Below are 18,957 nucleotides of genomic sequence, written 5' to 3' on the forward strand. Positions count from 1 at the left end.
GTGGGAAAAGGCATCTCGTGCGCACCTGATGCAAGGGTGCGGCGCATGACCGAATGGGGAACTGGCCACGAACCAGACCCCGACGAGCTGGTAGATTTCCTGACAAACGAGGGATGCGGCCCGGTGCGAGTGCCGGAGATCACGCCGCACCCAGTCCCGCTTCATGAGTCGGAGGAGGGGTTGATGGATGAGGAGATTTTGCCGTTGTTTCGTGATTGGCAACGAGGGCCGAAAGTAGCTTAGGCTGGCTCTCCACAACCACGAGGAAAGGATTCCGCCATGACTGAGAAAAATCACGAAATCGTTTTGACCGAAGACACAGTTCTTTCGCCGGGGGACAAAGTTAGAGTTGGCCCCAATGTAGACACTCCGTTCAAAAGTAAAGTTGGTGAAAATGGGGAGTGCGTACATTCTGTAAATTCTTCCAAAGGGCTTCCGGTTGAAATACAGTTTGATGATGGCACTATTATCGAGGGCTTCCGTGATGGCTTGATCCTGACGGAATTTCACACGGGCGCAGCTCCCGGCGGAGCTGAATAAGCTGCCCATGTGTACAACCCTGTGGATAGCGGGTACTGTCGCAAAATAACGACACGTAAAAACGCAGGGTGGCGCACGTTTTTGCTGTACATGCGCGGGGGTTTGTGATTCTCTTGGGGGATGAAAAGCCATCGTAAAAAGTGTGCATTTTTCCGCAAGCGTGGGAAAGGTCCATTCTCGCCTAAAGTGAGAGAGCGCGGAGAGCGGGACGATGATTAAGCCGCCATTTTACCCCGGAAACTCCGGAATCTACGCGCCGCCCCGGAACTGGGATGTGGCGTGTGCGCTTTGCAACCTGCGGGCAGGCGTGCCGTTGACTGAGGCACAGAAGGCTTTGGTGATATGTCAATCCGAGAAGGAAGTGATATGAAAAAATACATCATCGTTTCCAATGACAGATGCGAGATGACGGGCGATAGAAAGATGTGGCAATTTTTTGCGGCATCAAAGCGCGGCAAGATGCAGGCGCAGAAAGCGGCGGTCGCATGTGGGATTAATGTCCTGGGTGTATTTGGTCCCAAAGAGAGGAGCGCTGCATTCTCTCTATCCTTGGCCCGATAAGAGGCTTGGAGAAAAATGAACCAGAAACTCAAGAAAGACCTGCTTTCGGTCAAGAAACCCAATAACGGCGATGGAACCGTGACATGGAAAGCGTCAAGTTCCAGAACGCCTCGTTCTGCGCATCAAAACAACGGGATGGTGAGAGCAGATTTGCATCCAATCTCCGAGCCGGTGAGCGATTTTGTGGACGGTCGTTTCAACTGCCGGGGCGACTATGTGACGCGAGGGGGCCGTTAATATGCAGAAAACACTGACGCGCCCACGCTATGAAATCCCCGTTGCCGAGGATAACGGCCCTACGCCCGAGCGGGCGGCTAAGTCGGTGTTTACCAAGGGACCGCCATCAAAAGTCCTGACAGCGGCTCAGTCGTTGCTCAACTCCGAAGAAATTACCCAGGAAGCATTCAATGCTGGCGAGTGCTGGCATCGTGATTGGGTTTTTGCGTATCGCGGGGTGATTGAATTTCCTGATAACCACGCCTCCAATACCGAGGTGCGCCATGATGATGTGTCGTGGCTCATGACCCGCGCCAATGCTGCGGGCAGGCTTCGGGATGTGCGGGATGCCTTGGGCGTATGCGGCGAAGTCAGATTGAAGGCGATGCTTGTGGACGAGCTTAGCTTTGCAAAAATTGGCAAGGCCATCTTCCCTGCGCTGGCCGAAAGTTCTGCTCGGCGCAAGGTTGCCACTCAATGCGCGCTGGTTCTTGAGCAACTCGCTGAGTTTTATAAATCGCAGTGGCGCAAAGAAAAAGAAAAGTCTTGTACCCCGCGCGCGGTTATGGCATCAAATTCATAACAATCGCATACGTGCGAGCAAGAGCCACCTTCGGGTGGATTTTTTCGTTTTTGGCGTTTGATTTAATCACGCTGCATAGCGCAGAAAACTGCCAACGTTTGAAAAACTAATCAAAAGTTTGAATATGGCACAGCGAGGCGGAGCAAGGCCGGGAGCCGGTCGAAAAAAAGGAGGCGTGTCCGAGTTCAAAGAGGTCGGGCGCAAAGTAAGCTCTCGTGTCGCTGGAAAGTTGGCTTCTGAAAACGCAACGCCCCTTGAGATCATGGCCCGCGTCATGGCGGGCGACACAACGGTAACCGAAATGCAGTTCGAGGCGGCCAAAGCGGCGGCCCCCTACATACACCCAAAGCTGTCTGCCGTTCAGATGAATGCAACCGTGCGCAGGTCAGTCGAAGATATGACAGATGAGGAACTTGCCGCGCTCGCAAATGATGGAGAGGGTGAGGGAGAAGGCTAGAGCCGAACTCTCTGCCCGACAGTCTGCCCGGGCAGGCTGCCTCAGTTTCGCGCAATACACGATGCCGGGTTATCGGGTTGGCCCCCAACACAAACTTCTATGCGACAAGCTGGACGCTGTGGAGCGCGGCGAGATCAAGCGCCTTATGGTGTTCATGCCGCCCCGGCACGGCAAGTCCGAGTTAACCAGCAAGCGTTTCCCTGCGTGGTTCCTTGGTCGCAACCCGGATAAACAGATTATCACGGCGTCCTATGGGGCCACGCTGGCGCAGGGTTTCGGGCGCGATGTGCGGAACATTGTTGCGTCTCCTGAGTTTTCGGCCCTGTTTCCCGGCGTTGGTGTTGCCGCTGACAGTTCGGCCCGGGATAACTGGCATACGACCAAGGGCGGCATTTACACCGCCATGGGCGTAGGTGGTGGCCTCACTGGTAAGGGCGCTCATGTTGCACTGATAGATGACCCGATCAAAGACCGGCAGGACGCGGAAAGCCCCGTAATCCGTGAGGCTGCATGGGATTGGTACCGCTCTGTTTTGCGTACCCGGCTAATGCCCGGAGGCGCAATCGTTCTTGTTCTCACGCGCTGGCATCCTGACGATTTGGCAGGGCGCTTGCTGGATGAAATGGAGAACGGGACTGGCGAGAGCTGGGAGGTTCTTTCGCTGCCTGCCATTGCCGACCGTGCGGATGATGCGCTTGGTCGCAGTTTGGGGGAAGCGCTCTGGCCTGATGTATTCCCGCTTTCTGAGTTGAGGAATATTGAGCGCAGTATCGGGCCCCGTGAGTGGTCGGCGCTTTACCAGCAGCAGCCTACTCCCGGCGAGGGCGTCTTGATTAAAACGGCCATGCTTGGCGTGGCTGATGAGGCCCCGGTAGGCGGAACGATTGTTCGCAGGTGGGATTTGGCTGCAACGCGCCAGATGGGCACGCGAGACCCAGACTGGACAGTTGGCCTTAAAATGTCCCGTGCTCCTGACGGTCGTTTTTACATTCTGGATATGGTGCGCTTTCGCGGCGGTCCTGATGAAGTTGAGGCCGCAATCAAGGCCACAGCGGAGCAGGACGGCAGGGGCGTGCATGTCGTCATACCGCAGGACCCCGGGCAGGCCGGTGTGGCGCAGGCTCAGTATCTAGCAAGGCTTCTTGCGCGCTACCGGGTGACCGCAGTCAGGGAAACCGGAGACAAGGCAACTCGTGCCGCTCCGTTTGCCTCTCAGGTCAATGCGGGGAATGTGTCGATGGTTCGCGCGGCGTGGAACCGGGCGTTCATAGAAGAATGCGCCTCTTTCCCGGCTGGCACGCATGACGATCAGGTAGATGCGGCGTCTGGGGCTTTCGAGATCGTGTGCCCGCCCGAGCGGCGCATGCCTCGGTTTACTCCCGACATTGTCAATAAAATAGCCCAACAGGGACGAAGATGAAGCTATCCAACTGGTTCAAGCGCAAGCCGGAGCCTATGCCCGCTTCTGCGCGCGTGGAGCCTGTTGTGGCGACTAAGGAGCGTCGCGCGATGCCGCAGTTCGTCGTCAAGACGCCAGAGGATTTGCAGGCGCTTGCCGAGAAGCTGTTCAAGCCGTACCAGCCGCCCAAGGGTGTGCGTGGTGACGGCACGTCCGGCCTGTCCATGGATAGCGCCCTGTCCTCGTACATGGGCGCGAATTACAACATCGTCAGCAACTTCATTGCCGATGGCCTGAACTTCAAGGGCTATGCAGACCTTGCCGCGATGATGCTGCGCGCCGAGTTCCGCAAGCCTGTGGAGACGATTGCCAAGGAAGCCACGCGCGAGTGGATCAGGTTCCGTTCGACCGATACCGACGAGGACGAAGACGACACGGAAGTTGCCGACAAAATCCGTGAGCTTGAAAAAGAGTTCCTGCGCCTGCGTGTGCGCGATGTGGTGCGCCGTCAGGTCATGCATGGGCTTGGGTACGGGCTGGGGCATATCTGGATTGGGATCAAGGGCAGGCCGCTCACGTCCGCCTATCAGAACCTCCCTTTGAGGATCAGCGCCAACGGCGTGGCCAAGGGGACACTTGACCGGCTGGTGAATGTTGACCCCATCTGGACCAACCCGAACACCTACAACGCGGGTAACCCGCTCAAGGAAAACTACTACCGGCCCGACAACTGGTGGGTGCAGGGCGTGCTTGTCCATCATACCCGCCTGCTGACAGTGGTGCCGTATGAAGTGCCGGACATTCTCAAGCCCGCGTTCAACTTCGGCGGCCTATCCCTGACGCAGCAGCTTGAAGCCTACGTGCACAACTTCCTGCGCACCCGGCAGTCTGTTTCCGACATGGTGAGCAACTTTGCCACCAAGGTTCTGAAAACGGACATGACCGGCAACATGCAGTCCGATGCCTGCATGAGCTATGGCGACATAGACGCGGACAGCGTGACGGGGCGCGTTGCGGCCATGAACGTATGGCAGAGCAACAACGGCACGTTCGTGATCGACAAGGAAAACGAGGACTTCGATATAAAGACCGCGCCACTCTCCGGGCTTGGAGAGTTGCAGGCGCAGTCGCAGGAGTTCATGGCTGGTATCCCCGGCATCCCTCTGGTCAAGCTGTTCGGCATCCAGCCGCAAGGCCTGAACGCCAGCAGCGAAGGCGAGATCAGGGTCTTTTACGATGAGATCGCGGCGTTTCAGGAGGCCAATGTTGGCCCGACTGTGCGCGCCATCTTCAATCTGGCCCAGATCAACCTCTGGGGCGAGATCGACGAGCGGCTTGATTTTGAATTCATCCACCTGTGGCAGCTTTCTGAGAAAGAGGCGGCAGAGGTTGAGAAGATCAAGACCGACACGGATGCGGTGAACGTGCAGGCGGGGGTTGTCGCTCCCGAGGAAGCGCGCAAGCGGCAGGCCGCAGACCCACAGAGCATTTACCGAAACGTCAGTCTGGCCGGGCCACCGCCCGAACCGCCAGACCCTGAAACGGATGGCGCGGGCCTTGAGGGGCTGTTTCGGCGTGGTGAGGAAAGCGAGGACGGTTAGTGGTTCAACTCCGATGTCAGTCAGCGCAGGGCAAGCGCATTGCCCCTGTGCGGGCTAATGCCGGGATCGAGGCGCAATACTACCAAGCCATGCACGCCATGCTCCGGCGGATGCACAAGGAAGTCCTGAACGACCTTGCCAATGCCTACAAGGCTGCGGAACCACAGATCGCGCAGGACGCATCCCCGCTGGCCCGGCTGGTAAAGGTCATGGACCAGCTTACGGCCAAGTGGCGCAAGCGGTTCGATGATGCCGCCGACGACATGGCCGAGCGGTTTGTGAAGTCGGCCCAGACCTACACACAGAGTTCGTTTCAGGCCGAATTGAAGCGCAACGGGTTCACCGTGCAGTTCAAGCCTACGCGCTATGTGCAGAGCATGGTGCAAAGCGCCATTAACGAAAACGTCAATCTCATCAAGGGAATGACGAACGACCACCTCAAGGACATTCGCACGGCTGTAAACCTCTCGGTCCAGAATGGCCGTGACCTGTCCAGCCTGAGTGAAGCGCTCCAGAAGCAATACGGCATCAGCCGCCGCCGGGCAGCCTTCATTGCCCGCGATCAGAACAACAAGGCCACGTCCGTTATCAACCGGGCGCGGCAGACTGAACTGGGGCTGAAAGAGGGCATATGGGTGCACTCATCGGGCGGGAAGCATCCAAGGCCAGACCATGTGAAGGCCGGGAAAGACCGGCTTCGCTTTGATCTGACCAAGGGTGCCTACATCGGGGAGCGCTGGATACACCCCGGCGAAGAACCCAACTGCCGCTGCACTTGGTCGGTGATTATTCCGGGGTTTGATGATGACTGACACAATAATCGCGCTAGACCGCTCTGTGCGGCGCATAGACGCGGACGGACACCTGTTTGTTGAGCGCTGCATCCTCAGCGCCGCAGTGGTGTCCCCATACTATGGCAGGGAAATTCCGGGCGCGGAAGCGTTGGGCCTGAACCCTGACCAGATATACCAGCTTTACCGCGATGCAGACGCTCTGCGCGCCGCTGCCGACACGATGAACGGCAAGCCCATCCTCGACATTCACCAGCCGGTCAATGCCGAGGACCACCCGCGAGAAATTACGGTCGGCTCAGTCAGTAACGCACGGTTTGAAGCCCCCAACCTGGTTGGTGAGCTTTCCGTGTGGGATGGCGATGCGATCAAGGCAATTCAGGATGGCTCCAAACGCTGCGTGTCCGCTGGATACGCATACGATGCCGTTCCGGAAACTGGCGAAATAGACGGCCAGCCCTATACGCTCAAGATGGTGAACATCCGCTTCAACCATCTGGCGCTTGTTGAAAACCCCCGCGTGCCGACTGCCATTATTGGCGATGGTGCGCTTTCACCCAAAAAGGAACAGAGCATGGCCGTACGTGTGCCCATGTCTGCGGTGGCCAAGGTTGCTGCCGCCCTGAAGTCTGGCCGTCTGGCGCTCGACGCATCCGAAGAGGATGTGAAGAAGTGCATGGATGACGATGATACCGAGGCTGAAGACGAAACGCCCGAAGAAAAAGAGGCGCGCGAAAAGGCGGCAGCAGAAAAGAAGGCCGCTGACGAAGCCGCCGAAGCCGAGGCCAAGAAAAAGGCCGAGGACGAAGCGGAAGAAGAGCGCAAGCGCAAAGAAGCTGCTGGCGGTCGCAAGGCCAATGAGGAGCTTGAGGGCGAGGAAAAGGAAAAGAAGCGCCTTGAAGCTCAGGATGCGGCAATCAAGCTGGCAGTGGATGCCGCCATCAAAGCTGAACGCAACCGCAATGGCGAAGCAGAAGAAGCCAAGCGCCTCGTTGCTCCGTTGGTGGGCGAAGTCCACGGCCTCGACAGTGCCGATGCCATTCTCCGCTACGCCCTGAAAGACTGCGGTGTGATGGGTCTGGACGGCGTGAACACGGCGGGCCTCAAGGCGCTGGTGAGCGCGCAGGTTGGCGCGCTTGCTCCCGCCCCGGTCATGGCCACCGACAGCGCGCCTGACAAGGATAGTGTCCTGTCTGGCGTCAAAGCCCCCCGCAAGATGTAAGGAAACAGGCACATGCCTTTTCAGAACACAGTAAATTACACATGGACGGCGGGCTTTCCCGGTCGCTGGGCCAGTGAAAACCCCCGCCGCATCGTGATCCCCGGCCCCAACGGATTCCGGGCTGGCGCGGGCGGCCTGACCATCGCGCGCTTTGCGTGGGTTCAGCCTGACGGCGTGACGCTGCTCAACACAGCACCCACAGCCACGGCAGGCTCTGGGGCCACGGCCACGGCTGTTCTGTCCTCTGCCACGGTTTATACTGTGTCTGCACTGGCGGTGAACGCAGGCGGTACGGGTTACGCTGTAGGGGATACTGAGACCTTCACCGGCGGCACAGCCACGGTTTCGACCATTGGCGCAAGTGGCGTGGTTACTGGCGTTACGATCAAGACCGCCACGGCTCAGTCCACCGACCCCACAGCAACCGGTGTGGCCACCACCAGCAGCGGTGCGGGCACGGGCCTGACCCTGAACGTGACGGCCACTGCCAGCCAAGAATCTGCCGGGGGCGTTGCGTCCATCGCGGTTTCCGATGGGGGCACGGATTATTCCGCAACCCCGATTGTCTCCCTCACTGGCGGTGGCGGGACCGGGGCTACGGCTGTTGCCGTTGTGACTGCTGGCGTTGTGACCGCCATTAACGTGGTCAGCGCAGGGACGGGCTACACGTCCGCCCCCACTGTGGTCATTACGGCCCAGACCGTGCCGAATGGTGCGCCGCAGGGTTTCGTCTATGCCGACCAGCAGGGGCTGGATACCCGGTATCTTCAAGAAGCCACCATGCTACTTCCTCAGGGGTTCATGGCGCAGTTGGCGGCAGGTGGGGACGTGTACGCATACTCCAGCACCCCGGCCCTTATCGGGCAGTCCGTGTTTGCCTCCACCACAGATGGCAGCATCAGCACCGGCACCGCAGGCGCGACCATCGCGGGCTCTGTCGAAACCGCGTGGAAGGTCTCGCAGGGCAACGCTGCTGGCTCGCCCATCATCATCACCGGCCCGGTTGCGGCTGCATAAGGAACCACGAGTATGAACATGTTCCGCAAGGACGCGACCCGGCTTGCACAGGACTGGGGCGTGGTTATGCCCGGCGTGCGCGGGTATTACTCCGAGATGGCAGCTGACGCGCTGCCGCCCGGGCTGCCCGTTACCGCGCCGAATAGCGGTATCCCCGCGATCTTCACGACCTACACGGACCCGAAGATCATCAAGGCGATCATCACGCCTACCAAGTCCGAGGACATTTACGGCAGTGCCAAAAAGGGCGATTGGGTGACTGACACCGCGCAGTTCCCCATGGTCGAACTGTCCGGCTACACCGTGGCGTATGATGATTACAGCCCGGCGGGCGACACGGACGCCAACGCCAACTGGCCCCAGCGCCAGAGCTTCCATTACCAGACGTGGACCAAATGGGGCGAACGCGAGGTTGAGCGCATGGGCGCGGCCAAGATCGACTGGGTGAACCAGAAGAACGAAGCCTCCATTTCCGTCCTGAACAAGAACCAGAACCTGATTAACCTGTTTGGCATGTCGGGGCTGGAACTGTACGGCGCGCTGAACGACCCCAACCTGCCCGCAGCCATTGCCCCGCTGCCCAAGTTGACCGTCTCCGGCACGTCTGGCGGCAATACCTGGCTGGATACGTCCGACCCGATTGCTGTGTACAATGACATTCTGAAAGCGTTTCAGAAACTCACTGTGCAGATGGGTGGCAACCTGACGCTCGAAACGCCCATGACGCTGGTCATTCCGACCGAGCGGCAGCAGTGCCTGCTTTACACTAACCAGTTTCAGGTGGTGTTGAGCGACCTGCTCAAAAAGAACCTGCCCAACCTCAAGATTGAGACCCTGCCGGAAGCCGGGACCACTCTGAGCGGGGGCAACTCCAGCGTAACCATGATGCAGCTTTTTGTTGACGCTGTGGACGGACAGGAAACTGTCACCACCGCGTTTACCGAAAAACTGCGCGCCCATGCCGTTGAACGGTATTCCTCCAACTTCCGGCAGAAAAAGTCTCAGGGCTCTTGGGGAACCATCTGGTTCTATCCCATGGCCTGCGTGACCATGACGGGGATTTAAAAACCAATGACAGCAACATCTTCCAGAAGCGGCGCAACTGTGACCGTTATTTGTCGTATGCCGTCCGGCCTTGTGCTGGACCTGTACGACGAAGGTGCATTGCAGGCTCCAGCGCGTCAGGGTGCGCTGCCTGCCATTAAGGATAGTGTCCGCTTGAAGGGGGCGTGGCGTGACCCGCGCTACCACAAGAAGGACAACATCATGCTGGGAATGGGTGGCCGTACCGAGGTGGCCGCCGATTTCTGGGAGGCATGGACCAAGCAGAACGCCGAGTTTATGCCGCTCAAAAAGGGTCTGGTCTTTGCCATGCCCAAAGAAGCCGATGCCGTCTCCCGCCTTTCTGAGTTGCGGGAGGAACGCACCGGCCTTGAGGGTCTGAACAAGGACAAGATGCCCGGCATTACTCCCTTTGCCCGCGAGGATGACTAATGACCTGCTCGACCACGAATGGTGTTGTCACGTTCGATTACGCGGCGTGGTCGGCCCGGTATCCAGCGCTTGCCCAGAATGTGGATGCAACGCTGGCCCAGTCATACTTTGACGCGGCTACGTTCTACCTGAGCAACACGCCATGCAGCCCGGTGCGCGACCCGACAAAGCGCGCGCTTCTACTCGGGCTTCTGGTGGCGCATCTGGCTACCCTCTACTTGCCCCAATCTCAGGGCGGCACCGGGGGACTGGTCGGGCGCGTGGCTTCCGCAACCCGTGGCAGCGTTTCTGTCGGCACCGATATGGGCAACCAGCAGGAACGGGCCGCGTGGTTTAACCAGACCCAATTCGGCGCATCGTTCTGGGCCGCTACCCGCTACCTGCGGCAGGCCCGGTACGTTCCCGGCTTTCCGCAAAGGCCCCGCATATGGCCGTGAAGATCAAGTCTGTTGGCGGCGTTGGGTTTGATAACGCCGTTAAGCAGTTGCTGGAGAAGCTTGGGAAGGGCGGCCATGTGCGCTCCGGGTTTCTGGAGGGCGCGACCTATCCAGATGGAACGCCAGTGGCGCAAGTGGCCTATTGGGACGAATACGGGACAAAGACGGCACCGCCTCGCCCGTTTATGCGCACGGCCATCGCCAACAACAAGGGCGATTGGGGGCGGCTTATGGAGGCGGCGCTCAAGGCCACGGGGTACAATGTCGATCAGGCATTGGCTCTGGTCGGTGATAAGATCACTGATCAGGTGAAGGAGGAGATCGTTTCTTTCACGGCCCCCGAAAACGCCATGCTGACCAACATCCTAAAGGACCGTTTCCCCAAGGGCGGTTACACCAAGGATGAGTTTTTGCAGGCGGTGAGAGACCTCAAGCATGGGGCCACAGCGCCGCCCGGAAAGCCGCTTGTCTGGTCGGGTGATATGCTTGATGCCACAGCCTACGACATAAAGGACGGCCCGGAATGATCGACATATTCGCCCCAGCCGGGAACCTCTGCGCACCCATCAACCCGCACATAACGGGCACCCTGCAAGGCAGCACAGGCAACGTCATCAACGACGATGGCTCAGTGACGCCCCAATACACCACTGTTTCCGTGGAGATGGAGGTGCAGGCTGTCAGTTCCCAAGACTTGCGGCAGATCGAGAACATCAACCAGCAGGCCGATATGCGCTCAGTTTACGTGCGCGGAGCCGTACGGGCGCTGAACAGGCCGCTCCAGATGGGCGGCGACATTCTCACATTTTACGGCTCTGACTGGCTGGTTACGCAGCAGTTGGAGGAATGGGGCAACGGCGAATGGTCGAAGGTTCTGGTAACGCGGCAGATGCCTACTACGTCATAAGCCCAACAGAGAGCGAGATTTACACGGCCATGCGGGCTTGGCTGATAGCCATTCTGCCCGCAGGCATGGCCGTTGTCCAAGGCCAGCAGAACAGGAACGCCGCTCCGCGCGACCCCTTTGCGGTCATGGTCATTATTGGTCGCCAGCGCATAGCTACAAACGGTTGGACCTATGACGGCGAGGGCACGCGCACCCTGACAGAACAGGTGCAGGTGACCATGCAGGTCAATCTGTTCGGCCCGGCCTCCAGCAATCAGATGCAGATGGTCACAGCCCTGTGGCGCGATATGCAGGCGGTCGATTTCTTCCGCGCATCAGGCGTGCCCATTGCGCCCCTGACCACATCCACCACCCGGCAGCTTGGGTTTGAGACTGGTGAGCGCCAGTACGATGACCTGTGGACCGTGGACCTCACCATGCAGGTGACGCTGACCACCCGCCTGCCACAGCAGTTTGCAACATCCATTCCCTTCACACTGGAGGAGGTCGTAACGACCTATCCACCAACGGAGTAAGTCATGGGCAATATCCCCATTTCTCAAGTTGTCAAAGTCACCCCCGGCGTACTGGCGGCAGGGTCTGGCCTGAATAATCTTTCTGCCCTTTTCGCAACCACAGCGTCCAGCGTATTGGCAGCAGGTGCGGTTATGTCCTTCACGTCTGCTGCTGATGTGGGGACGGCCTTTGGCGAAACCTCCATGCTGTACCAGATGGCGCAGGTCTATTTCTCGGGCTATGAAACCGCCGTCATGACGCCGGGAACGCTGTATGTGGGCGCGATTGCTTCCGCAGGGACCGGGGCGACCGCAACGGCAACGGTAACAGGCGGCGAGGTCACGGGGTTGGTAGTTGGTAACGGCGGGACCGGCTACACAACCGCCCCGCTGGTCGCCATAACGGGTGGGGGCGGAGCGGGCGCCACGGCCACAGCCACAGTATCGGGCGGCGCTGTAACGGGCTTTACAGTGACCAACCCCGGCTCTGGCTACACCTCGGCGCCCACGGTGACGCTGACGCCAGCCGCCACAAGCAATATTGGCCCACAGCTTGATGCCCTGCGCTCTGCCGAGGGCGGGTGGAATGGTCTGGCGTTTGATGCGGAACTGGACGCGGATACCAAGGAAGCCGCCGCGCAGTGGGTAGGTGAGCAGAACAGTCAGGTATTCGCGGCCATTGTGGACAGCGCCACCAGCGCCACGGAAAACGGAAGCCAGACTGCCTTTGGTGTGTGGCTCCAGTCCCAAAGCATCAGTGGCGTAACGGCTTTGTACAGCACGTCCCCTCTGGTGGGAGCACTGGCCATGGCATGGATGGGGTCGATCTCCTTCGCAACAACCAATGGCCGCCAGACGCTGGCCTACGTGACGGATGCCTCAGGGCTGGTTGAGCCGGACGTAACGGATGGGGCAACAGCCTCCAACCTGGTTGCCAATGGCTACTCGTTTTATGGATCCTACGCCAATGGGGCATCCCAGTTCGTGTTCATGCGGCCGGGGCAGGTATCGGGCAAGTTCCTGTGGGCAGACAGCTACATCAACCAGATATGGCTGAACTCCAACCTGACCAGCAACCTTGTGAACCTGCTCCTGACCACGGGGAACATTCCGTACAACACGGAGGGAGACACACTGGTTGAGGCGGCGCTCAAGGACACGATCAATGAGGCTCTGGCATTTGGTGCGATCCGCACCGGCGTGAACCTGACCACGCTCCAGCGCCAGCAGATCAACAACGCGGCAGGCGTTGCCACGGCGGCGGATAGCGTGGTGAACAGCGGGTATTACCTCAAGCCCAACATCAGCACCGCCCCGGCCTCTTTCCGTGTGACGCGCACAACCCCGCCTGCGCGCCTGTGGTACGCGGACGGGCAGAGCGTGCAGTCCATCAACCTGAACAGCGTGGAAGTGCAGTAACATGGCGCTTGATATTACGGCAGCAAACAGCATCTTTGTGATTACGGTCACGTCGCTGTTCAATGCGCCTGTGCGGCTGGAGAACTACGCCGCAGACCGCGCATGGGATGCCCCGGAACTGGAGGTGGCGGAAACGGCCATGTCCATTGATGGCTACCTGAACGCGGGCTGGGTACCGAACCCCGTTGACCAGACCGTATCCCTCTCCCCCGCCAGCTCCAGCATCGCGGTGTTTGAGGCTATCCTGACCGCGCAGCAGACGGCGCGCTCCATTTACCGGCTGGGGGGTGAGGTTACGCTGACCAGCACAGGCCGCAAATACACCATGGTCAACGGCCTTCTGCGCGCGGCATCCGTGCTGCCAGCCGCCGGGCGCGTACTGGAAACACGGACCTTTGCCATCCGCTGGCAGTCCGTAATTCCGGCGGGGGTGTGACATGACAAAATCGGTAACAGTCGTCTGTCCCCATGAAGGGGCGGACAAGGGCAAGCGGTTTGTCATTACCCGCATGAGCGCCGTGGCGGCAGACCGGTGGGGTCGGCATTGCCTGCAGGCGGCGGCGTCCTCAGGGTCAGACATTGCCGGGGTAGCGCAGGGAGGTGGCCTTGCTGCCGTGGCGGCTGCTGGCATTGGCATCTTTGCCGCCATGGACCCGGAGCGTATGGACGCGCTGATAGATCAGCTTCTCCAGTGCGTGCAGATGCAGCCGGACCCGGCCAACCCCGGCGTGTTGCTTGCGTGGGACGTGGTTTCCGCTGGCGGCCAGATTGAGGAAATCCCCACCGTTGGCTGGCTCCAGAAGGAAGCATTTGCCCTGCACGTGGATTTTTTCAAAGGCGTAGGCCAGTTGTTCTCCCTTCTCACGCTCATGCTGGGGACGGAAAGCAACGTCCCTGCGCCCGCGTCTGCAACGTAGATGAACGGCACGCCCTGGTAGTTATGGAGGGGCTTGCGTCCCTCCACGAACTCCAGAGCGTTTACGACAGCGAGGACTTTGAAGACTTGCTGGAAATGGCCGTTGTGAAGCGGTTTAATGGAGGTTAAAGGTGTCTGACACAGCAAAAACACTCCCTCTTACGGTTACTCTTTCATTTTCTGAAGGACTTCCTGAGGGCATCGCGGATCTGGCTGATTTGATCGCTGGCCGCCTGCGTGATTTCGGGCAGGCTATCGTTAATGAATTGCCGTTTTGTATCAGCGAGACGCCCGAGGTGAGCCCCGCAGGACGTACAGACAACCTCACTGTCGTCTGTGGCATCTCTGCGGTCGAATTCGACCGCAAGCTTGAGATTGCCCTTAAACGCGCACTTGAGTCTTTTACGTCTCCTCCATTGACGGAAGATTACGGATCAGGGACGCATGGAGGAAAGGCGTGTGATGGGGATGATCTATAGATCCCATGTTCTTTTGGGATCGCTGAACCAAGCTGACAACTTTGGGGCGCGGTAAGCTGTCCACCCCTTCTTTTTCTGCCGTATGACGATCAATCTGTCATGACTCGGGTAGGGAAGTATTTTCATCATATCATCTATGATTGTTTCGGTTGGTTTTAACGTATCCAAAAACCACACTGATTCCACAGGATGCCTGCACTCATAAGTGCGAAGATAGTCGTAAAGGGCATCGTACCCCTTATCGCCGGGCTTATGCAGATCGTAAGTGACCATAATTACTGACATATGGGATTCTCCTTCCCGCCCAGCCTGCCAGTACACCCAAGCCCCCACCAATCACATTTCCCGAGAAAGCCCTCCCCATGGCCACAGTAATCGACGCCCTCGTTGTCACTCTCGGGCTGGACCCTAATGGCGTGCAGAAGGGAGGGAAGGAGGCTGGAGAGGCTTTTGACAAGACAAAGGCCAAGGCGGAGAAGGTCGGGAAGGATATTGAGGCCAGCGGCGTAAAGCCTGCTGAGTTCTTCACCAAAATGCGCAACAGCGCGCTATCGTTCTTTGCCGTCATGACCGCCGGGAAAACCCTAAAGGCGTTTGTGTCGGATACGGTGGCCAGCAATGCCAGCCTAGAGCGTACTTCTCGCCGCCTGAACATGACGACCAAAGATGTATATGCGCTGCAAAAGGCGGTAGACTCTGTGGGCGGTTCTGGGGATGCTGCAACGGCATCCATACAGAACATTCAGAGCGCCATGACGGACCCGGCGCAGGCCGCCCAGCTTGCGCAAAGGCTCTCCCAGTTGGGGGTGAGTGATGGCATTGACATCAAGACAGGCCAGATCAATGACATTAGCAAGTTTTACCAAAATCTTGCTGAAAATAGGACCAAGCTAGCCAATGCTCCGCGCGTTGGTCTCTTGCAGGATATTGGTCTGGATCAGGGGTCTATTGATCTCGTCCTCAAGGGAGGCAACGCGGTCAAGTCCACGTTTTCCACATATGAATCCTTCGGGAAAAGGATGCAGGAGAACGCGGAAGCATCGGAAAAGCTGCAAGCGCAATACAAGGAACTGATCGAGCAGAACCGGGTGTATGCGCAGGAATTGGAAGGACACCTGCTCCCAGCCCTGACCAGCATTACCGGGGCCATGTCCGACTTTGAAAAAAACAATCCGGGCCTGACCAAAGGGCTGATTGGCACCTCTGCGGCCATTGCTGGCGTTGGAACCGCAATACTTGGCGTTCTCAGCATTGTTGGGGGCGTCCGTTTCCTACGCGCTCTGAAAAACATCGAGCGTCTGGTTGAGGGCGGGAAAATTGCGGGAAAGGCAGAGAAAGCAGCAGAAAAGGGAGCCGGTGAGGCCGCAAAGGAAGCAGCGCCAGCCGCAACCAAGGCATCGCGCGCCGCCAGAATTGGCCGCATAGCCTCCCGCGCCTTTGGGGGACTGAACATTGCCGTTGATGCCTATACAGTGGGCGATATGTTCTGGAACGGGGCATCGCCTTCCCTTTCCAAGAATGACACCAATAATGCCGCGAAAAAGATGTTCCTGAGCAAGCTGGACGCACAATACGGGCTACCTGCTGGGTTTATGGATGCCATATGGGCGCGTGAGAGTTCACGCGGGGCCAATGCTAAGCCATCCTCTGCCGGGGCGCTGGGTGACTTCCAGATCATGCCCGGCGTAGCCAAGGAAGCGGGCGTGGACCCCATGAACTTTGAACAGGCTGCACGCTATGCCGCAAAGCGGTTCCACAACAATTTTGCGAACTATGGCGGTTCCTTGTCTGCAAGCATTGCCGAATACAACTGGGGCGGCGGCAACCTGAGCAAGAGCATGTCTCAGTATGGCGGAGACTGGCAGGCCCATGCCCCGCGTGAGACCCAGAACTATATATCCGGGGTGAACGCGGCCTTGGATGCCGTGCGGGGTATGCCGCGAGGCGCGGCTGATGCGAGCCAGAACACCACGCACAACACGGTTAACGTGGGGGAGATTAAAGTGGTCGCGCCCAGCCCGGAGCGGGCCGGGGACGCTGTGCAGCGCAAGATTGTAGAAATGAGAACAGCGGCTTCATTCTCTAACTCTGGGGCTGCGTAGTTATGATCTTACTTTGCAGGCAATGGCTTATCTACTGTCGCTCCATGGAGAAGCAGCAAGCCTGCTGTATTTCTGCATATCGGCAAGGAAAACTGTGCCTGACAGTCGGACAAAAATTTGTCCCTCTCGCCGCTGCACCCCAGCATGGCATCGGCCAGAGTCTCTCTGGACTCAGCAAACCCGTGCTTTTCTCCGAATGAGCGCGCGCATGAATGCAAGGCAGATACATCGCCGTTATGATTGGCATTCATGTATCCCATAGATGCCGCTGTATTCCGCATAGACTCTTGCTCTGCGGGCGTGAAGTCCTGCCCCCACCCCACCCCCGGCACCGCAAGGGCCGCGATCACAAGCAGTAAACGTCTCAAATCCGCCTCCATTACATTTTGGTAGGGAGGATAGCGGGGATCAGGGGAGGTGGGGAGGGTTATTTGGAGAGGCGGATGGACATAAAAAAGCCCGCACTAGGCGGGCTTAGTTTTTAGCAGGGCATCGTGCGGGTTCGGCGTAGAACTCTGCGAGATATCTTCTCTTCTATGCAAAGCTCTGCAGGAGCGCGCCACCCTCGGCCCTCAATCCTTTCTCCGCTATTGGGCATCACCAAAATGAGCAGAGGTGCAGATAGGCAGCAGACAACCAAGAATACGGCGGCCAGAAATGGATTAGCGGCAAATGCACTCACAATAGAATCGTTAGCAATTTGCTCCACTTCTTTCCTGCGATATGCTGGCAAGACATGCTCACGCCCCCGCTCTTTAACTGCAATTGCCAGAAAAATCGGGAAGAGAAGGATAATGGGGAGAAATGTCCAAGGACTTACGGAATCTTTTATCGCCGTTTTTACATATATGCGCGAGATCGTCGGAAGGTTAGTATCCTCTAGAAGCTCCCACGCCTTTTTCCTTAGCCGTTTCCTCGGCTCTTGCACCATTTCTCCGGCGAGTCGGGCCGCAATAGGGTACAGAAAACCCAATACGACTACCGTGCCCAAGGCGACAGGTAACTCGTTGGTCATGGGTGTTTTCCTTTTCCACTTTTATGCGAATGATGAGTGGTGGAGTGCGTGCTGGCAGGGGGTGTTAGCATAGTCTTTTTTTGATTAGCGTTCCAACTATCATACATAATCCAGTTTATAAGGATAAAGAAAGCAGATACTAGCGTCACAGATATGCGATTTTGCCCAACAAAAATATGGAATGTCTCATCGAATCCATAAAGCCAAGAAATGCCTTGCATAGCAGTTAAAACGATAAAAAATCGCTTTAAGCTCGCAAAAAAAGCCTTCACGTTTCCTCTCAACCGCACGGCGTTGAACGGTCGAAATCCGAACTCTCCATGCTTTGCATCATTGAATTTGCGCGAAGTAGTGATGCAGTTGGGGAGGCCCGTCAAGACGGTTTAGAATTTAAACGCGTAAATGCGCAGTGAAGTTCCGCTGCGTCATATAATTTATATGGTGATTTGGCGATTGTATTTTCAAGGCCCCAAGGGAGCAATACAGCCATTGTTACCTAAAATTCTCACAGCCCGAGCGCAGCGTCAAGCCCTCCTTGTACCCACCCCCCAACCTGTACTACGCTGCCTCCACCATTCAGGAGCCATTCATGGTCATGCAAACGGTGGCCCAGCCGGTCACAGCCAATGTTATTCCGGGCGCGGGCGTTCCCAAACTCTGGTCCACGGTCATTTCCGATGCGGAGGCCGTGGCCTCGGTCGAACTGGACACGCTGCTGCAAAACTACCTGATCCAGCAGGCAGACAAGCAGTGGGGTATTTTCGACAGTAAGGGCGTGGCCGTGGTCACGTCTGGCCGGGTGCGGGCGGTGGATATTCGCGCCGGGTATATGATCTCTGACGCGCCGTTAGAGGATGGCGCGTTCATGTCCTACAACAAGGTCAAGCGGCCGAGCGAGATCATGGTGGAAATGCTGTGTGATGGTACCGCCATGAGTTACGGGAACCTGAGCGCCATTAGCAACCTGTTGTCAGCTACAGGTATTGCTGGCCCCTCCAAGGAGCAGAAGGCCCGTACCAGCTTTACCAAAGCGCTTGATGCGCTGGTGGCGGACCTGAACCTCTACCATGTGACCACGCCCGAGCAGAGCTACACGAACATGAACGTGGTGGAGTATTCCCTGCGCCGTTCGGTTGAGCGCGGGATAACCCTGCTGTGGGCAGATGTTCGGTTGCAAGAGGTGCGGTTGACCTCCTCCAACCAGCTGACAAAAACCGTAAAGCCTAGTGGCGAGGACAAGGCTTTTTCTGGTCCGGTTTCGACCGAGACCGCAACCAGCGCTCAAGCTGCTTCTATAAGTGGGTGAA

Annotated in this window: 24 protein-coding genes; 23 read left to right on the forward strand and 1 reads right to left on the reverse strand. The window is 58.0% G+C overall.

All coding sequences use genetic code 11. The features are described 5' to 3' along the window. From HNR55_RS16760 to HNR55_RS12195, 22 genes are all read left to right on the forward strand, one after another. On the forward strand, nt 1–243 hold a 243-nt coding region (locus HNR55_RS16760; protein ID WP_221441737.1), incomplete at its 5' end, for a hypothetical protein. A gap of 36 nt (nt 244–279) precedes the next feature. Continuing rightward, on the forward strand, nt 280–540 hold the full coding sequence (locus HNR55_RS12095; protein ID WP_166115751.1) for a hypothetical protein: 261 nt from the start codon (nt 280–282) through the stop codon (nt 538–540). 366 nt (nt 541–906) lie between these two features. Further along, nucleotides 907–1,101, forward strand: coding sequence for a hypothetical protein (locus HNR55_RS12100; RefSeq protein WP_166115753.1), 195 nt, complete (start codon nt 907–909; stop codon nt 1,099–1,101). A 15-nt stretch (nt 1,102–1,116) separates the two neighbouring features. Beyond that, nucleotides 1,117–1,338, forward strand: coding sequence for a hypothetical protein (locus tag HNR55_RS12105; RefSeq protein WP_166115755.1), 222 nt, complete (start codon nt 1,117–1,119; stop codon nt 1,336–1,338). A 1-nt stretch (nt 1,339) separates the two neighbouring features. After that, a complete protein-coding gene (locus HNR55_RS12110; protein WP_184382708.1) occupies nt 1,340–1,900 on the forward strand; it encodes a hypothetical protein in 561 nt (186 codons plus the stop codon). A gap of 175 nt (nt 1,901–2,075) precedes the next feature. After that, entirely contained in the window at nt 2,076–2,357 is a 282-nt protein-coding gene (locus tag HNR55_RS12115) for a hypothetical protein (RefSeq protein WP_264813700.1), read from the forward strand. After that, nucleotides 2,332–3,777 (forward strand): phage terminase large subunit, encoded by a 1,446-nt coding sequence (gene terL / locus HNR55_RS12120; protein WP_166115914.1) that lies wholly within the window; start codon nt 2,332–2,334, stop codon nt 3,775–3,777. Before HNR55_RS12115 ends, terL begins: the two co-directional genes overlap by 26 nt. Then, nucleotides 3,774–5,357 (forward strand): phage portal protein, encoded by a 1,584-nt coding sequence (locus HNR55_RS12125; RefSeq protein WP_166115757.1) that lies wholly within the window; start codon nt 3,774–3,776, stop codon nt 5,355–5,357. The genes terL and HNR55_RS12125 overlap by 4 nt, the downstream gene beginning before the upstream one ends. Beyond that, the gene (locus tag HNR55_RS17200; RefSeq protein WP_166115759.1) at nt 5,357–6,169 is read left to right on the forward strand and encodes a phage head morphogenesis protein; all 813 of its coding nucleotides are present in this window, start codon (nt 5,357–5,359) and stop codon (nt 6,167–6,169) included. Before HNR55_RS12125 ends, HNR55_RS17200 begins: the two co-directional genes overlap by 1 nt. Continuing rightward, the gene (locus HNR55_RS12135; protein WP_166115763.1) at nt 6,162–7,370 is read left to right on the forward strand and encodes a DUF2213 domain-containing protein; all 1,209 of its coding nucleotides are present in this window, start codon (nt 6,162–6,164) and stop codon (nt 7,368–7,370) included. Before HNR55_RS17200 ends, HNR55_RS12135 begins: the two co-directional genes overlap by 8 nt. Nucleotides 7,371–7,382: 12 nt before the next feature. Next, nucleotides 7,383–8,387: a gp53 minor capsid family protein gene (locus HNR55_RS12140; protein ID WP_166115765.1), complete on the forward strand. Its 1,005-nt coding sequence runs from the start codon at nt 7,383–7,385 to the stop codon at nt 8,385–8,387. A gap of 12 nt (nt 8,388–8,399) precedes the next feature. Further along, a complete protein-coding gene (locus HNR55_RS12145; protein WP_198911924.1) occupies nt 8,400–9,452 on the forward strand; it encodes a DUF2184 domain-containing protein in 1,053 nt (350 codons plus the stop codon). A 6-nt stretch (nt 9,453–9,458) separates the two neighbouring features. Further along, on the forward strand, nt 9,459–9,881 hold the full coding sequence (locus tag HNR55_RS12150; RefSeq protein ID WP_166115767.1) for a hypothetical protein: 423 nt from the start codon (nt 9,459–9,461) through the stop codon (nt 9,879–9,881). Further along, nucleotides 9,881–10,318: a DUF4054 domain-containing protein gene (locus tag HNR55_RS12155; protein ID WP_166115769.1), complete on the forward strand. Its 438-nt coding sequence runs from the start codon at nt 9,881–9,883 to the stop codon at nt 10,316–10,318. Before HNR55_RS12150 ends, HNR55_RS12155 begins: the two co-directional genes overlap by 1 nt. Beyond that, nucleotides 10,309–10,845 carry an HK97-gp10 family putative phage morphogenesis protein gene (locus HNR55_RS12160; protein ID WP_166115771.1) on the forward strand — a complete coding sequence of 179 codons (537 nt, stop codon included), beginning with the start codon at nt 10,309–10,311 and terminating at the stop codon, nt 10,843–10,845. Before HNR55_RS12155 ends, HNR55_RS12160 begins: the two co-directional genes overlap by 10 nt. Further along, nucleotides 10,842–11,225, forward strand: a complete 384-nt coding sequence (locus tag HNR55_RS12165) for a hypothetical protein (protein WP_166115773.1) — start codon at nt 10,842–10,844, stop codon at nt 11,223–11,225. Before HNR55_RS12160 ends, HNR55_RS12165 begins: the two co-directional genes overlap by 4 nt. After that, a complete protein-coding gene (locus tag HNR55_RS12170; RefSeq protein WP_166115775.1) occupies nt 11,180–11,740 on the forward strand; it encodes a phage neck terminator protein in 561 nt (186 codons plus the stop codon). The genes HNR55_RS12165 and HNR55_RS12170 overlap by 46 nt, the downstream gene beginning before the upstream one ends. Nucleotides 11,741–11,743: 3 nt before the next feature. Next, nucleotides 11,744–13,138, forward strand: a complete 1,395-nt coding sequence (locus tag HNR55_RS12175; protein ID WP_166115777.1) for a DUF3383 family protein — start codon at nt 11,744–11,746, stop codon at nt 13,136–13,138. A 1-nt stretch (nt 13,139) separates the two neighbouring features. Further along, entirely contained in the window at nt 13,140–13,574 is a 435-nt protein-coding gene (locus HNR55_RS12180) for a phage tail fiber protein (RefSeq protein WP_166115779.1), read from the forward strand. 1 nt (nt 13,575) lies between these two features. Next, nucleotides 13,576–14,055, forward strand: coding sequence for a phage tail assembly chaperone (locus tag HNR55_RS12185; protein ID WP_166115781.1), 480 nt, complete (start codon nt 13,576–13,578; stop codon nt 14,053–14,055). Nucleotides 14,056–14,185: 130 nt separating this feature from the next. Further along, nucleotides 14,186–14,533: a hypothetical protein gene (locus tag HNR55_RS12190; protein ID WP_166115783.1), complete on the forward strand. Its 348-nt coding sequence runs from the start codon at nt 14,186–14,188 to the stop codon at nt 14,531–14,533. Between the two features lie 362 nt (nt 14,534–14,895). Beyond that, entirely contained in the window at nt 14,896–16,635 is a 1,740-nt protein-coding gene (locus tag HNR55_RS12195; protein WP_166115785.1) for a transglycosylase SLT domain-containing protein, read from the forward strand. 481 nt (nt 16,636–17,116) lie between these two features. Here the strand turns inward: HNR55_RS12195 and HNR55_RS12200 are convergent, their stop codons facing one another. Continuing rightward, nucleotides 17,117–17,650: a hypothetical protein gene (locus HNR55_RS12200; RefSeq protein WP_166115787.1), complete on the reverse strand. Its 534-nt coding sequence runs from the start codon at nt 17,648–17,650 to the stop codon at nt 17,117–17,119. A 589-nt stretch (nt 17,651–18,239) separates the two neighbouring features. Between HNR55_RS12200 and HNR55_RS12205 the strand changes: the two genes are divergently transcribed. Beyond that, on the forward strand, nt 18,240–18,956 hold the full coding sequence (locus HNR55_RS12205) for a phage baseplate protein (RefSeq protein ID WP_166115789.1): 717 nt from the start codon (nt 18,240–18,242) through the stop codon (nt 18,954–18,956). The last annotated feature ends 1 nt before the right edge of the window (nt 18,957 follow it).

Source organism: Acetobacter lovaniensis, from assembly GCF_014207635.1.
GTDB classification, from domain to species: Bacteria; Pseudomonadota; Alphaproteobacteria; order Acetobacterales; family Acetobacteraceae; genus Acetobacter; species Acetobacter lovaniensis.